This is a genomic window from Streptomyces sp. URMC 124 (assembly GCF_051386455.1).
GTDB lineage: Bacteria > Actinomycetota > Actinomycetes > Streptomycetales > Streptomycetaceae > Streptomyces.
Window position 1 is genome coordinate 1 of the sequence record NZ_JBPQTS010000004.1, and the last position, 15,133, is coordinate 15,133.

Here is a 15,133-nt window from a genome sequence, read left to right on the forward strand (position 1 = left end):
CCCCCGGTGCCGCCGCCCCCTACTTCCTGAACCCGATGTCCTGGTACCGCGGCGCCCCCAGACCGAACGCTCCCGCGTTCGCCACCGTCTTGCGGGCACCCACCAGTTGCGGGCGCTGGTAGAGGGGGATCGAGCCCGCCAGGGCCCAGATGCGGGCGTCCGCGCGGCCCGCGAGGTCGCGGGAGGCTTCTGCGTCGAGTTCGGTGGAGGCCTGGTCGAAGAGCTGGTCGATGCGGTCGGTGCCGACGCGGGTGTAGTTCTGTTCGACCTGCAGGGAGCCGTCCGCGGCGGGCTGGGGCTTGGCGAAGAGGGGGCGGGCGTCCGTCGACGGGTAGGCCGTGGCGGGCCAGGAGTAGAGGGCGAGGTCGTAGCTGCCCGCCGCGATGTGGTCCTTGAAGAAGCCGACGTCGGCGACCTTGGTCATCTCGGTGGCGATGCCGACCGCGTCGAGACGGCGGGCGATGCGGTCCGCCACGCTCCGCAGGGAGTCCGTGCCCGAGCTGACCGGCACCACGAAGCGCAGGGTGAGCTTCTTGCCGTTCTTCATGCGGACCGGGGCGGCGGCCGCCTTCCCGCCGGCGTCGCGGGCGGTGCGCTTGCCGTCGGGCCAGGCGGACTCGGTGAGCCCGTTGATCCCGTCCTCGAGGTCGGACAGGTCCGCGGAGCCGTCCGCGACGCCTTCCGGGTCGTACGGGTCATCCGGATCGTCCCCGTCCGCAGGCTCGGGGCCCGCCTGGGGGCCGGGGCGCATGTCGACGGCTCTGCCGGGCGTGCCCGAACGGCCGTCCGACCCGTCCGCCCCCGCCGCCGTCCGGTGGCCGCTCCCGTCGCGGTCCTGCTTCCAGCCGGCCTCCGCGAGGAGGGCCTGGGCGGCCTTGGGGTCGGGGCCGCCGATGGCGTCGCTGTTGTCCTCGTAGCCCTCCTGGCCGGCGAGGAAGAGGTGGCTGCCGAGCGGCTCGGTGGGCAGGCCCAGCGGTCCGAGGACGGACTTGGCGAGGGCCCGGCGGTCGATGGCGCGGGCGACGGCCCGGCGTACGCGCTCGTCGGCGAGCGGGCCGCTCGCTCCGTTGAGGGCGAGCTGGGTGTATCCGGGCTCCAGGGACTTGCGGACGGCGATGCCGCGCAGGGCGGGCGTGGGCGGGGCCGCGGCGGCCGGTGGCTTGTCGCCCTTGTCCTGCTTGGCGGGCTTGTTCGCGGCGGTGATGCGGCGGGCGTCGGCCGGGTTCACGTCGGCGAGGTCGAGCTTGCCGGCGGCCAGCGCCTCGGCCCGTTCGGCGCGCGGTACGGCCCGGAGGACCAGCCGGTCCAGTTTGGCCCGGTCGCCCCACCACTTGGGGTCGCGGGCGAGGGTGAGGGTGCCCTGCTTGGTGTCGCGCGCGGCGATCCGGAAGGGGCCCGAGGAGGCCTTGAGTTCGGTGCGGGCGCCGTCGTTGAAGCCGTCCGCGCTGCTCATGACGGCCTTCGGGTAGAGCGGGGTGAACAGGGCGGGCCAGTCGGCGCAGCTGCGGGCGAAGGTGACCTTGACCTCCTGCGCGTCGGCGCCGCGCTCGACCCGGTCGATGCGGTCGTAGCCGGCGTTGTGGGCCGGCCAATAGGCGCTGTCCTTGCCGCGCAGGGCCTTCCACTGGGCCTCGAAGTCGGCGGCGGTGACGGCTTTGCCGTCGCTCCAGACGGCCTTGGGGTTGAGCTTGTAGACGACGACCTGGTGCGGTTCGCGCTGGACGACCTCGGCCGAGCGCAGGTAGTCGGCGTTGCGCTGCGGCCGGCCGCGCCCGTCGGGGGTGAACAGGGCGGGCAGGACGGCCGCGGCGACCCGCTGCGTGGTGGCGTCGGCGTCCGTCTGGAAGGTGTTGAGGGTGCTGGGCAGGGCGTCGATCGCCCAGGTGAGGGTGCCGCCGTCGGCGACCTTGGCCCGGGGGGCGGCGGCGATGTCCTGCGGGGTGACGACGCCGTCGCCGTCCTGGTCGAGTCCGCAGCCGGTGAGCAGGATCCCGGCGGTGAGCAGGACGGCACCGCGTCGGACGGCACCGCGCCCGACGGCACCGCGCCGGACGAAACCGGGCCGCGTACGGGAGCCCGGGGCCGGCAGGGATTGCGTACGGGAGCGCAGCGCCTGCGGAACCCGCAGGGATCGCGTACGGGAACGCAGGGGTCGTGGAGAGCGCGTACGGGTGCGCAGGGCCCGCAGAGATCGGTCAAGGGCCATGTGTGGTGCCACCTCCGCCGGGCTCGCTCGCCGGACTCTTTCGGCGTATTGCGCTGCTGATCGCATCTACTGCTCACCACTGAATGCGACAGTCGGTCCGGCTGCGCGCCGACACGGCGCCGCCCGGGTGTACGCCACCCGCGTGGACGAACGATTCCGCGGCCCCCGTCCCTCGGCGCGCCCCTCGTGCACGAACGTTTCTGCAGCGTTCCGGCGCGTGCCGTACCCGTTCCGGCGAAGGCGCGATCGCTATCTTCCCCCGGAGGGGTGTGACGCGCGACACTCTCAGTCGCATCACCGTCGCCACCCGCAACCGCCGACAGCGGAAGTGAGGGTCAGACATGTCCCTGCAAGACGAAGTGACCGCGGTCCAGCGCTGTCTGGACGATCTCGGCCGGGCGCTCTCCCGCCTGGAGCAGCACCTGGGCAACCGCGATCTCGAACTGCGCCGGGTGCGCACGGACGCCGCCCACCTGCGCGAGAGCGTCACCCTCCTGCGCGACGTCCACCACCCCGCGGAGCGGCCGCGCCCCGAGCTGGTGCCGGTCCCCGACGCCCCGTACGACGCGTCCTTGTGGAAGGACGCGGACGAGGAGGGGCTCGGCTGCCGGGACCGGCACGCTCCCTGACGGGGCCGGGCAGCGCGGCAGCACCCGACCCACCCCCTTCCGCTCCTCCCCGGAGTCCCTCTTGGCCACTGGTACCGACCCCCGATCCGCGACCTCCGCCGGGGTGCCCGCCCAAGGCGGGGTCCATCACCCCTCGCGCGCCACGATCCCCGCCCGCCACCTGCGTGCCGACCGCTGGTGGCTGCAGCCCGCCGCCACCGCCGCCGGGCTCTTCGCCTTCGTCGTCTACTCGACGTGGCGGGCCTTCGCGGGCGACGACTACTACGCGGCGCCCTACGTCTCCCCGTTCTACTCGCCCTGCATCGCGGAGAACTGCGTCCCGATGAAGGACGGCGCGGACTGGGAGGTCTTCGGCTCCTGGTGGAGCCTCTCGCCGGCCCTGCTGATCCTGATCTTCCCGCTGGGCTTCCGGCTGACCTGCTACTACTACCGCAAGGCGTACTACCGCGGCTTCTGGGCCTCGCCCCCGGCCTGCGCCGTCGCCGAGCCGCACCGCAGCTACTCCGGCGAGACGCGCTTCCCGCTGGTCCTGCAGAACGTCCACCGCTACTTCTTCTACTTCGCGGTGATCGTCGCCGGCATCCTCACCTACGACACGGCGCTCGGCTTCCGCAACGCGCGCGGCGAGTGGGGCCACATGGGCCTCGGGACCCTGGTCCTCCTCGCCAACATCGCCCTGATCTGGGCGTACACCCTCTCCTGCCACTCGTGCCGGCACATCGTCGGCGGCCGGATCCGCACCTTCTCCAAGCACCCCGTGCGCTATCGCATGTGGGGCTGGGTCAGTGCGCTCAACGCCCGCCACATGCAGCTCGCCTGGGCCTCGCTGGTCAGCGTGGCGGTCGCCGACTTCTACGTCTACCTGGTCGCCAGTGGCGTCTTCGACGACCCGCGGTTCTTCTAGTCGGCCCGTTCCACCCCACGCCTTCACGCTCTAAAGGAGAGGTGCTTTCTGATGTCGCGTACGGCCCGACAAGCCTGGGACGTCGTCGTGGTCGGTGCCGGGGGCGCCGGGCTGCGCGCCGCCATCGAGGCCCGCGAGCGGGGCATGCGCTGTGCCGTGATCTGCAAGTCGCTCTTCGGCAAGGCCCACACCGTGATGGCCGAGGGCGGCATCGCCGCCAGCATGGGCAACGTCAACGAGGGCGACAACTGGCAGGTCCATTTCCGCGACACCCTGCGCGGCGGCAAGTTCCTCAACCACTGGCGGATGGCCGAGCTGCACGCCCGTGAGGCACCCGACCGGGTCTGGGAGCTGGAGACCTGGGGCGCCGTCTTCGACCGCACCCGGGACGGGAAGATTTCGCAGCGCAACTTCGGCGGCCACGAGTACCCGCGGCTGGCGCACGTCGGCGACCGCACGGGCCTGGAGCTGATCCGCACCCTGCAGCAGAAGATCGTCTCGTTGCAGCAGGAGGACCACCGCGAGTTCGGCGACTACGAGGCCCGGCTGAAGGTCTTCCAGGAGTGCACGGTCACCCGCCTGCTGAAGGACGGCGACCGCATCGCGGGCGTCTTCGGCTACGCGCGGGAGTCCGGCCGGTTCTTCGCGATCGAGTCCCCGGCCGTCGTGCTGGCCACCGGCGGGATCGGCAAGTCCTTCAAGGTGACGTCCAACTCCTGGGAGTACACCGGGGACGGGCACGCGCTGGCGCTGCTCGCCGGGGCGTCGCTGATCAACATGGAGTTCGTGCAGTTCCACCCGACCGGCATGGTCTGGCCGCCGTCGGTCAAGGGCATCCTCGTCACCGAATCGGTGCGCGGCGACGGCGGGGTGCTGCGCAACAGCGACGGCAAGCGGTTCATGTTCGACTACGTCCCGGACGTCTTCAAGGAGAAGTACGCCGAGTCCGAGGCCGAGGGCGACCGCTGGTACCAGGACCCGGACAACAACCGCCGCCCGCCCGAGCTGCTCCCGCGCGACGAGGTGGCGCGCGCCATCAACTCCGAGGTCAAGGCGGGCCGCGGCTCCCCGCACGGCGGGGTGTTCCTGGATGTGTCCACCCGGCTGCCCGCCGAGGACATCAAGCGCAAACTGCCCTCCATGCACCACCAGTTCAAGGAGCTGGCGGACGTCGACATCACGGCCGAGCCGATGGAGGTCGGCCCCACCTGTCACTACGTGATGGGCGGCGTGGACGTCGACCCCGACACGGCGGCGGCCGTGGGCGTGCCCGGGCTGTTCGCCGCGGGCGAGGTCGCCGGCGGCATGCACGGCTCCAACCGGCTGGGCGGCAACTCGCTCTCCGACCTGCTGGTCTTCGGCCGCCGGGCGGGCCTGTACGCGGCCGAGCACGCCTCGTCCTTCCCCGGCGCCGGCCGGCCCGTGGTCTCCGACGCCGACATCGAGGCGGCGGAGGCGGAGGCCCTGCGGCCGTTCAGCGCGGAGGGCGGCGACGGCGAGCAGGCGGCCTCCGACGGCCCGGCCGAGAACCCGTACGCCCTGCACCAGGAGCTCCAGCAGGTCATGAACGACCTGGTGGGGATCATCCGCAAGGGCCCGGAGATGGAGGAGGCGCTGCGCCGGCTGACCGAGCTGCGGACCCGCTCCCGGCGGGCCGGGGTGGAGGGCCACCGCCAGTTCAACCCCGGCTGGCACCTCTCGCTCGACCTGCGGAACATGCTGCTGGTCAGCGAGTGCGTGGCCCGGGCGGCCCTGGAGCGCACCGAGAGCCGCGGCGGCCACACCCGCGACGACCACCCGGCGATGGACCGGCGGTGGCGCCGGCTGAACCTCGTGTGCCGGCTCAACGGGGACAGCACCGAGCCGGGCGCGGACCCGCTGCTGGGCCGGGTGCGCCTGGAGCGGCGCGAAATGCCGCCGATCCGTGACGACCTGCTCGCGCTCTTCGACAAGGAGGAGCTGGTGAAGTACCTGACGGACGAGGAGCTGACCTCTTGAGTTACGAGGCCCACTTCAAGGTGTGGCGGGGCGATGCGGACGGCGGTTCCCTCGTCGACTACACCGTGACCGTCAACGAGGGCGAGGTCGTCCTCGACATCGTCCACCGGCTCCAGGCCACCGAAGCCGCCGACCTCGCCGTGCGCTGGAACTGCAAGGCGGGCAAGTGCGGTTCGTGCAGCGCGGAGATCAACGGGCGGCCGCGGCTGATGTGCATGACGCGGATGTCGCTGCTCGACCCGGACGAGCCCGTCGTGATCACCCCGATGCGGGCGTTCCCCGTGGTGCGGGACCTGGTGACGGACGTGTCCTTCAACTACGCCAAGGCGCGCGAGGTCCCCTCCTTCGTCCCGCCGGCCGGGCTCGGGCCGGGGGAGTACCGGATGCAGCAGGAGGACGTGGAACGCTCCCAGGAGTTCCGCAAGTGCATCGAGTGCTTCCTGTGCCAGAACACCTGCCACGTGGTGCGTGATCACGAGGAGAACAAGCCGGTCTTCGCCGGCCCCCGCTTCCTGATGCGCGTCGCCGAGCTGGACATGCACCCGCTGGACGGGGCGAGCGAGGCGGGCCTGGACCGCAAGCGCTCCGCGCAGGAGGAGCACGGGCTCGGCTACTGCAACATCACCAAGTGCTGCACGGAGGTCTGCCCCGAACACATCAAGATCACCGACAATGCGCTGATCCCGCTGAAGGAGCGCGCCGTCGACCGGAAGTACGACCCGCTGGTATGGCTCGGGAGCAAGATCCGCCGCCGGGTGTGAGGCGGGTGCGAGGCGGGTGTGAGGCGGGCGTGAGCCGGGAGTGAATGCGGCACCCGGCGTGCGCGCCGCGTGGTCCCGGCGCACGCGGGAGCGTGCACACGCTCCGTACTCAGCCCCTTGCCCCCGGTAGCGGAACGGGCATTACCGCCATACGCTCCCAAGTGTGACGCGGCTTTCGAGGCGGTACGGGAAGGGGGCGCCGGGCTGGGCCCTCGCCGGCGCCCTCCTCGCGCTGTGCGCCCTGCTGCTCCCCGCCCCCGTCACCCGCGCCGACACCCCCCTCGACCTGGACGCCGGCGGCCGCATCACCGACACCGTCGGGGCGCTCGGCCGGCGCCGCGCCCAGGTGACCACCGCGCTCGAACGGCTGCGCACCACGCACCGCGTGCAGCTCTACGTCACCTACGTCCGCGACTTCTCCGGGCGCTCCGCGCGCGCCTGGGCGGACGCCACCGCCGACCGCAACGGCCTCGGCGAGCACGAGGTCCTGCTCGCCGTCGCCACCCACGGCCAGCAGTACGCCGTCTCCGCCGACAAGCGCTCCGGCTTCCGCGCCGACCAGCTCAAGGCCGTCGCCGACACGGCCATCGCGCCCGCCGTCGCCCAGCACGACTGGGCCGGGGCGGCCATCGGCGCCGCCGACGGCTACCGCGCTGTCCTGCAGGGCGAGCCGGTGCGCCCGCCCGCCATCTCGCCCGGCAGCAAGGACCCCGGCGGCGAGGGTCTCGTCCCCGGGCACCGCCGGGTCTGGCTCCCCGTCGCCATGGGCGCCGGGCTGTGCCTCCTCGGGCTGTACCTGTGCGCCCGGCGCACCTCCCGCAGACGGCGCGCCGGACACGGGCGGCCGTACGCCCCCGCGACGGCCACCCCGCCCGGCCTCGCCCGCCTCGCCCAGCCCCTGACCCCGCTGCCCGAGCTCGACGCGGAGGCCGCGCGCGCCCTGGTCGAGACGGACGACGCCGTCCGCACCAGCGCCGAGGAACTCCACTTCGCCGCCGCCCAGTTGGGCGAGGCGGCCGCCCGGCCCTTCGCCGAGGCCGTGGCCTACGCCAAGGGCGAGCTCGCCGACGCCTTCCGGCTGCGGCAGGCCCTCGACGACGCGCCTTACGAAGACGAGGAGATCCGCCGCCGCACCCTGGACGAGATCTGCTCGCACTGCACCAGCGCCAACCGCCGCCTGGACGCCGAGTCCGAGTCCTTCGACCGCCTGCGCGGCCTCAGGGACAACGCGGCGGGCATCCTCGCCCGCGCCGAGGCCGCCGCGGGATCCCTCGCCCCGCGCGTCGCCACCGCCGAGGCCGCGCTCGCCGCCCTCGCCGGGCACTGCAGCGCGACCGCCCTCGCGGCCGTCGCCCGTCACCCCGGAGAGGCCCGCGACCGGCTCGCCTTCGCCACGACCGCGCTCGCCGAGGCCCGGCGCGCCCTCGCGGCCGACGACAGCGACGCCGCCGCGATCTCGCTGCGCGCCGGGGAGGCCGCCCTGTCCCAGGCCCGCGTCCTGACGCTCGCCGCGCTGCGCCGCGCCCACGAGCTGACCGGCGCCACCGCACGGCTGCCCGCCGCCCTGGCGGAGGCCGAGGCGCGCGCCCCGCGCGGCAGCCCGCAGGCCCGCGCGCTCGCCTGCGCCCGCCGCGAGGTCGAGAGCGGGCGGTACGACCCGCGGGCCGTGCTGCGGCACGTGGAGGAGACGGCGGCCGCGCTCGACGCCGCGCCGGGCCCGGGGCACGAGGAGCGGATGCGGGCGCGGGCCGAGCGGGCCCTGCGGCGGGTGCGGGGGGAAGTCGCCGCCGCGCGGGACTTCGTCACCACGCACCGGGGGGCCGTCGGGTGCCGGGCCCGCACCCGCCTCGCCGAGGCCGAGCGCCACCTGGCCCTCGCGCGCGGCGCCCGCGACCCGCGCACCATGCGCTCCGAGACCGGGCACGCGGACTCCCTCGCCCGCCAGGCCCGCGCCCTCGCCGAACACGACGTCGGCACGTACGGAACCCGCTACGACCCCGGCACCCCGCCCCCCGCCCGCGCCCTGGGCGGCGCGCTCCTCGGCGGCATCATCCTGGCCGGCCTGCTCCCGGCGACGTTCGGCGGCGGCGCAACCCGCGGCCGCCTGGCAGCCGGCTGAGCACCCCTCCTCCCACGGCACCGCAACCCGACGGCCCCACCCCCGCGGCAGGCCGCCCGACACCGCCGCTCTCCCCGGTGGGGCTTGCGCGCCGTTGCGGCGGCTCGCTCTCTCGGGGTCACCCCGGTCTTTTCCCGCCGCAGCGGTGATCAGCGCACGCGCCGCAATCCGGCGGTGCCGAACCCACGAAAGGCCGTCCGGCGCCGCCGCTCTCCCCGGTGGGGGTTCCCGCCGTCGCGGGGGGAAACCCTTGCGCAGGGTCGTCCGCTGCCTGGGTGGAAAAGATGAAACCGCAGGTCAGAGGCCTCGTCGGAGGCCTGAGGGAGCCGAAGTCGGGTTGGGCCCGTACCATGGAAGTGGCCGCGGCGTGTTCTGCCCGGCGGGCGCGCGTGCCGGACCGTACGCGCCGCCATCCACGATTCCGGGAGAAGCGCCGCAAGTATGCCCACCCGTCACGACATCCGTAACGTCGCCATCGTCGCCCACGTCGACCACGGCAAGACGACCATCGTCGACGCCATGCTCAAGCAGGCCGGCGCCTTCGCCGCGCACCAGCTCGACTCCGTCGACGACCGAGTCATGGACTCGAACGACCTGGAGCGTGAGAAGGGCATCACGATCCTCGCCAAGAACACGGCGGTGAAGTACCACCCCAAGGACGGCGGCGAGCCGATCACCATCAACATCATCGACACCCCCGGCCACGCCGACTTCGGTGGCGAGGTCGAGCGCGGCCTGTCGATGGTGGACGCGGTCGTGCTGCTGGTGGACGCCTCCGAGGGCCCGCTGCCGCAGACCCGCTTCGTGCTCCGCAAGGCACTCCAGCAGCGCAAGCCGGTCATCCTCTGCATCAACAAGACGGACCGCCCGGACTCCCGCATCGACGAGGTCGTCAACGAGACGTACGACCTCTTCCTGGACCTGGACGCGGACGAGGACCAGATCGAGTTCCCGATCGTCTACGCCTGCGGCCGTGACGGCATCGCGTCGCTGACCAAGCCGGAGGACGGCACCGTCCCCGCGGACAGCACCAACCTGGAGCCGTTCTTCTCCACGATCCTGGAGCACGTCCCGGCCCCGGCCTACGAGGAGGACGCGCCGCTGCAGGCCCACGTCACCAACCTCGACGCCGACAACTTCCTCGGCCGCATCGCGCTGCTCCGCGTCGAGCAGGGCGAGCTGCGCAAGGGCCAGACCGTCGCGTGGATCAAGCGCGACGGCACCATCTCCAACGTCCGCATCACCGAGCTGATGATGACCGAGGCGCTCACCCGCAAGCCGGCCGAGGTCGCCGGCCCGGGCGACATCTGCGCGGTCGCCGGTATCCCCGACATCATGATCGGCGAGACCCTGGCCGACCCGGAGAACCCGGTCGCGCTGCCCCTGATCACGGTCGACGAGCCCGCGATCTCCATGACCATCGGCACCAACACCTCGCCGCTGGTCGGCCGTGGCGGCACGGGCAAGGGCGCGGACGCCAAGTCCGCCGTCAAGGACCGCAAGGTCACCGCCCGCCAGGTCAAGGACCGTCTGGACCGCGAGCTGGTCGGTAACGTCTCGCTGCGCGTCCTGGACACCGAGCGCCCCGACGCCTGGGAGGTGCAGGGCCGCGGTGAGCTGGCGCTGGCCATCCTGGTCGAGCAGATGCGCCGCGAGGGCTTCGAGATGACCATCGGCAAGCCCCAGGTCGTCACCAAGGAGGTCGACGGCAAGATCCACGAGCCGGTCGAGCGCCTGACGGTCGACGTGCCCGAGGAGCACATGGGCGCGGTCACGCAGCTCATGGGCACCCGCAAGGGCCGCATGGACAACATGTCCAACCACGGCTCCGGCTGGGTCCGCATGGAGTTCGTCGTTCCGTCCCGCGGTCTGATCGGCTTCCGCACGGAGTTCCTGACGAACACCCGCGGCACCGGTATCGCCCACTCGATCCACGAGGGCCACGAGCCGTGGTTCGGCGAGCTGAAGACCCGCAACAACGGCTCCCTGGTCGCCGACCGCGCCGGTGCCGTCACCGCCTTCGCGATGACGAACCTCCAGGAGCGCGGCGTGCTCTTCACCGACCCGGGCACCGAGGTGTACGAGGGCATGATCGTCGGCGAGAACTCGCGCGCCGACGACATGGACGTCAACATCACCAAGGAGAAGAAGCTCACCAACATGCGCTCCTCCTCCGCCGACTCCTTCGAGGCGATCGTCCCGCCGCGCAAGCTGTCGCTGGAGCAGTCCCTGGAGTTCTGCCGCGACGACGAGTGCGTCGAGGTCACCCCGGAGGCGGTCCGCATCCGCAAGGTCGTCCTGGACCAGAAGGAGCGCGGCCGCACGGCTTCCCGCGCCAAGCGCTGAATCTCCTGACGCTCCGCCAGGAGCGCCGGTCCCGAGAGGCCCGGTCCCGCCGCAGTGCACTGCGGCGGGACGGGGCCTCCGGCGTGTCCGAGCAACTCGGAATCAGACAGTCCGTATTCATGCACGGCTGCACAGGTTGTCCGAATACCGGCCGGTCGACGCCGGAAGTTGTGTTAACAGTCCGTTTCGCGGGTGTCTGTCTGTGCTGACTTTGTCCGGTTTTCGAACCGCTGAAGGCGCTCGATGTGACCAAAGCGAGACCCTTTAAGTGTGGTTTACAAGGCGGACGTACTTAATAGTTGGGTTCATTGAGCTCGGGTCAATGGGTCACGCGCTGTGGGGAGCGCCGACTCACGAGCACACTCGAGGTGCCGGTTCCGTCTCCGCTGTCAGGGGTGTCAGCGTGGGGCCGGCGCCTCTCTCGTAGTGAAAAGTGGACTCTTGAGGAGGCATACCCATGCGCGGTGCCAAGAGCGCCAAGTGGGTCGTCGGCGCGATAGTCGTGGCCATGGCGGCAACTGCTTGTGGTGGCAGTGACAGCAAGGACAGTGGCGGCAAGGGAGCGGTCTTCCGTCTCGGTATCACCGAGCCGAAGTCGATCGATCCCTTCAACGCCCAGGAATCCGAGGGCACGCTGGTGGCCCGTCAGCTGTTCGTGGGCCTCTACGACGTGAACGTCGACGGCACCCTCAAAGCGAAGCTGGCGGAGTCCGCCAAGCCGAACGACGCCGGTGACGAGTGGACCTTCCAGATCAAGAAGGACACCAAGTTCTCCAACGGCGAGCCCGTGAACGCCGAGGCGTTCATCCGCGGCTGGACCCGCGTCGTCGCCAAGGCGTCCGCCTCCGACGTGGCGTACCACATGAACGGCATCGCCGGCTACAAGGAGCTCAACGGCGGTTCGAGCGACAAGTTCTCCGGTCTGACCGCCGAGGGTGACTACACCCTCAAGGTCAAGCTCTCCTCGCCGGACTTCGAGTTCGACAAGAAGACCGCCCACCCGGCCTTCAGCCCGGTCCCGAAGGTCGCCGGCGCCGGTGACAACAAGTCGTTCAACGACGCCCCCATCGGCAACGGCCCCTTCAAGATGTCGGGTTCGTGGGAGCACAACAAGAAGATCACGCTCGTCCGCAACGACGACTACGGTCTGGAAAAGGCCAAGCTGGACAAGGTCGAGCTGTCGATCCTCAACCCGAACAGCGGCGTGACCCTGGAGTACAAGGGCTTCGAGTCGGGCCAGTTCGACTGGGCCCGCATGCCCGTCCCGCAGATGCCGGGCGCCAAGGCGAAGTACGAGCCCCAGGGCCAGTGGATCAAGGCTGACGTCAGCGGCGTCAACTACATCTCCCCGTTCAACGAGTCGGGCCCGATGAAGTCGGCCGACGCCCGCAAGGCCATCTCCTACGCGATCGACCGCGCCGAGATCGCCAAGGGTGTCTTCCAGGGTCTGCAGGAGCCCGCGACCGCCCTGCTGCCCCCGTCCTTCAAGGACGTCTACAAGGCCGACGTGTGCACCTCCTGCGTCAAGCAGGACAAGGACAAGGCCAAGGAGTACGCGGAGAAGGCCGGCCTCAAGCCGGGCGACACCCTGGACTTCGGCTACAACACCGGTGCCGGGCACGAGGAGTGGGTGCAGGCCGTCGCCAAGCAGATCGAGGACGTGCTCGGCCTGAAGGTCAAGCTCAACGGTCTGCCCTTCAAGGAGGCCCTGGCGCGCCAGCAGGACAAGGGCACCATCGGCATCTGGCGTCAGGCGTGGACCGCCGACTACCCGACCGCCGACAACTTCTTCTCGCCTCTGCTGTCCACCAGCGGCATCAACCCGGACGCCAACGGCAAGGCGCTGGGCGACAACCGCGGCCGCTACAGCAACCCGAAGTTCGACGAGCTGCTGGTGAAGGCCCGTCAGACCAAGGACGCGGCCGAGCGCGCCAAGATCTACAACGAGGCCGAGAAGCTGGCCATCGACGAGGACCAGGGCGTCATCCCGACCTGGAAGCGCACCCAGTACCGCCTGGTCAACAGCAAGAAGTTCACCAACATCAAGCTGGACTTCTTCGAGGACCCGAACCTCGCCGAGATCGGCGTCAAGTAACCATCACCCTCCAGCCAGTCCCGTGAAGACCGTGGAGCCCCGAGCAACGACTTGAGGCTCCACGGCCTTCGCCTCCGCATGTCCCGGCCCGCGGGCCGGGACGTGTGCGGCCGCCTCCCCACCCACCCTTCCCGTACCGGGAGGCGACGGCGAACGCCCCACGGCGGCAGTAAGTCAAGGAGACATCGTGGGCAAATATGTGATCCGGCGGATCGGGCAGATGGTGATCGTCCTCTTCGGTGCGACCCTCATCCTCTTCGCCTGCCTGTTCGTCCTTCCCGGAGACCCGGTCGGCTCGCTCGGTGGCGACAAGGCGCGTGACCCCGCCGTCGTCGAGCAGCTGCGCGAGCGCTACGGTCTGGACAAGCCCCTCGCCGTGCAGTACGGCAACTATGTGACCAATCTGGTCAAGGGTGACCTCGGCGAGGACTACACCCAGCGGCGCCAGGTGACCGAGGTGCTCGGCCCCAAGCTGGGCAACACCGCCAAGCTGGCCGTGGCGGCGATCATCATCGACGTGGTGCTCGGCGTCCTCGCGGGCCTGGTGGCGGCCTTGTTCAGATATTCGTTCTGGGATGTATTGGTCACACTTCTCACGACCTTGGCCATCGGCTTCCCCAGCTTCGTCATCGGCATGATCCTGCAGAGCCAGTTCGCCGTGAACCTCGGCTGGTTCCCGCTGATCTCGGACGGGTCGTTCAACTCGATGATCATGCCGGCGTTCACGCTGGCCATCATCGACGCGGCGCTCGTGGCCCGGCTGATGCGCGGCACCATGCTCGAGGTGCTGCGCGCGGACTACGTCAAGACGGCCATCGCCAAGGGCCTTCCGCGCCGCACGGTGCTCCTCAAGCACGTCATGCGCAACTCGATCATCCCCGTGGTGACCTACATCGGCATCTCCTTCGGCGGTCTGCTCGGTGGCGCCCTCATCACCGAGGCGATCTTCAACTGGGACGGCATGGGCTACGCGCTGGTCACCGCGATCCAGCAGGGGAACAACCCGATCATCGTCGGCGTGGTCACCTACGGCGTCGCCGTCTTCGTCGTCCTCAACCTGCTGGTCGATCTGCTGTACGCGGTGCTCGACCCGCGGATCCGCCTCAGCTGACCGCCAGGTCATACCCCGTTCTAGGAGTCACCCATGACTGAGCTCACCAAGAGCGACCAGGGGCCGGACGCCGCGACCGCACAGACCGCCGCCGCGAACAACACCGCCGAGCCCGCACCGGCCCGCATCACCCAGTGGGGCGAGATCCGCCACCGCTTCATGGCCAACAAGCTCGCCGTGGTCGGCCTCGTCCTGGTCGCCCTGCTGTTCATCGTCGCCGCCGCGGCGCCGCTGATCGCGACCCACGACCCGTACGCGCAGAACCTCACCAACACGCTGGCCGAGCCCAACGGCGACCACTGGTTCGGCACCGACGCCCTCGGCCGCGACCAGTTCTCCCGCATCATCTACGGCAGCCGCATCGCCGTGATCGTCGGTCTGGCCTCGATCTTCCTGGCCTGTGTGATCGGCTGCATCCTCGGCGCCCTGTCCGGCTACTTCGGCAAGGCCGTCGACAGCGTCATCATGCGCACCGCCGACATCTTCTTCGCCTTCCCGCTGCTCATCGGCGCGATCGTGATCATCCTGGTGATGGGCCGCGGCGTGCTGCCCGTCATCGTCTCGCTGGCCGTCTTCAGCTGGGCCACCGTCGCCCGCCTGCTGCGCTCCAGCATCCTGTCCGTGCGCGAGATGGACTACGTGACGGCGGCGAAGGCCCTGGGCGCGAGCACCACCCGCATCATCCTGCGGCACATCATGCCCAACTCCATCGCGGCCGTGATGTCCTACGTGTCCTTCAGCGTCGGCACCGCCGTCGTCGCCGAGGCGTCGCTGTCCTTCCTCGGCATCGGCGTGAGCCCCGAGGTGCCGGAGTGGGGCAACATGATCTCTTCCGCCAGGGACTTCCTCGGTGTCAAGGACTTCCTGTGGGTGTACCCCAGCTCCGCGATCGTGCTGACGGTGCTCGGATTTGTCTTTGTCGGTGACGGGCTGCGCGACGCCCTCGACCCGAAGCTGCGTTGAG

The 15,133-nt window shown here is 70.9% G+C and carries 10 protein-coding genes; 9 read left to right on the forward strand and 1 reads right to left on the reverse strand.

Annotation, left to right across the window (positions count from 1 at the left end; all coding sequences use genetic code 11):
- Positions 1-19 precede the first annotated feature (19 nt).
- A complete protein-coding gene (locus ACSNOG_RS01455; protein WP_436750641.1) occupies positions 20-2,206 on the reverse strand; it encodes an ABC transporter family substrate-binding protein in 2,187 nt (728 codons plus the stop codon).
- Positions 2,207-2,547: 341 nt separating this feature from the next.
- Here ACSNOG_RS01455 and ACSNOG_RS01460 point away from each other — a divergent pair, with 341 nt between their 5' ends.
- The 9 genes from ACSNOG_RS01460 (at position 2,548) to ACSNOG_RS01500 (ending at position 15,132) form a co-directional block, all read left to right on the forward strand.
- Complete coding sequence (locus tag ACSNOG_RS01460; protein ID WP_436750642.1) at positions 2,548-2,835, forward strand: hypothetical protein; 288 nt, start codon at positions 2,548-2,550, stop codon at positions 2,833-2,835.
- Between the two features lie 61 nt (positions 2,836-2,896).
- Positions 2,897-3,739 carry a hypothetical protein gene (locus tag ACSNOG_RS01465; protein WP_436750643.1) on the forward strand — a complete coding sequence of 281 codons (843 nt, stop codon included), beginning with the start codon at positions 2,897-2,899 and terminating at the stop codon, positions 3,737-3,739.
- Positions 3,740-3,790: 51 nt separating this feature from the next.
- Positions 3,791-5,737, forward strand: a complete 1,947-nt coding sequence (locus ACSNOG_RS01470) for a fumarate reductase/succinate dehydrogenase flavoprotein subunit (protein ID WP_436750644.1) — start codon at positions 3,791-3,793, stop codon at positions 5,735-5,737.
- Complete coding sequence (locus ACSNOG_RS01475; protein WP_436750645.1) at positions 5,734-6,498, forward strand: succinate dehydrogenase/fumarate reductase iron-sulfur subunit; 765 nt, start codon at positions 5,734-5,736, stop codon at positions 6,496-6,498. Before ACSNOG_RS01470 ends, ACSNOG_RS01475 begins: the two co-directional genes overlap by 4 nt.
- Positions 6,499-6,661: 163 nt before the next feature.
- Positions 6,662-8,617 (forward strand): TPM domain-containing protein, encoded by a 1,956-nt coding sequence (locus tag ACSNOG_RS01480; protein WP_436750646.1) that lies wholly within the window; start codon positions 6,662-6,664, stop codon positions 8,615-8,617.
- 441 nt (positions 8,618-9,058) lie between these two features.
- Positions 9,059-10,963, forward strand: coding sequence for a translational GTPase TypA (gene typA / locus ACSNOG_RS01485; RefSeq protein ID WP_436750647.1), 1,905 nt, complete (start codon positions 9,059-9,061; stop codon positions 10,961-10,963).
- 457 nt (positions 10,964-11,420) lie between these two features.
- Complete coding sequence (locus tag ACSNOG_RS01490) at positions 11,421-13,058, forward strand: peptide ABC transporter substrate-binding protein (RefSeq protein ID WP_436750648.1); 1,638 nt, start codon at positions 11,421-11,423, stop codon at positions 13,056-13,058.
- 187 nt (positions 13,059-13,245) lie between these two features.
- Positions 13,246-14,169: an ABC transporter permease gene (locus ACSNOG_RS01495; protein WP_436750649.1), complete on the forward strand. Its 924-nt coding sequence runs from the start codon at positions 13,246-13,248 to the stop codon at positions 14,167-14,169.
- Between the two features lie 33 nt (positions 14,170-14,202).
- On the forward strand, positions 14,203-15,132 hold the full coding sequence (locus ACSNOG_RS01500; protein WP_436750650.1) for an ABC transporter permease: 930 nt from the start codon (positions 14,203-14,205) through the stop codon (positions 15,130-15,132).
- The last annotated feature ends 1 nt before the right edge of the window (position 15,133 follow it).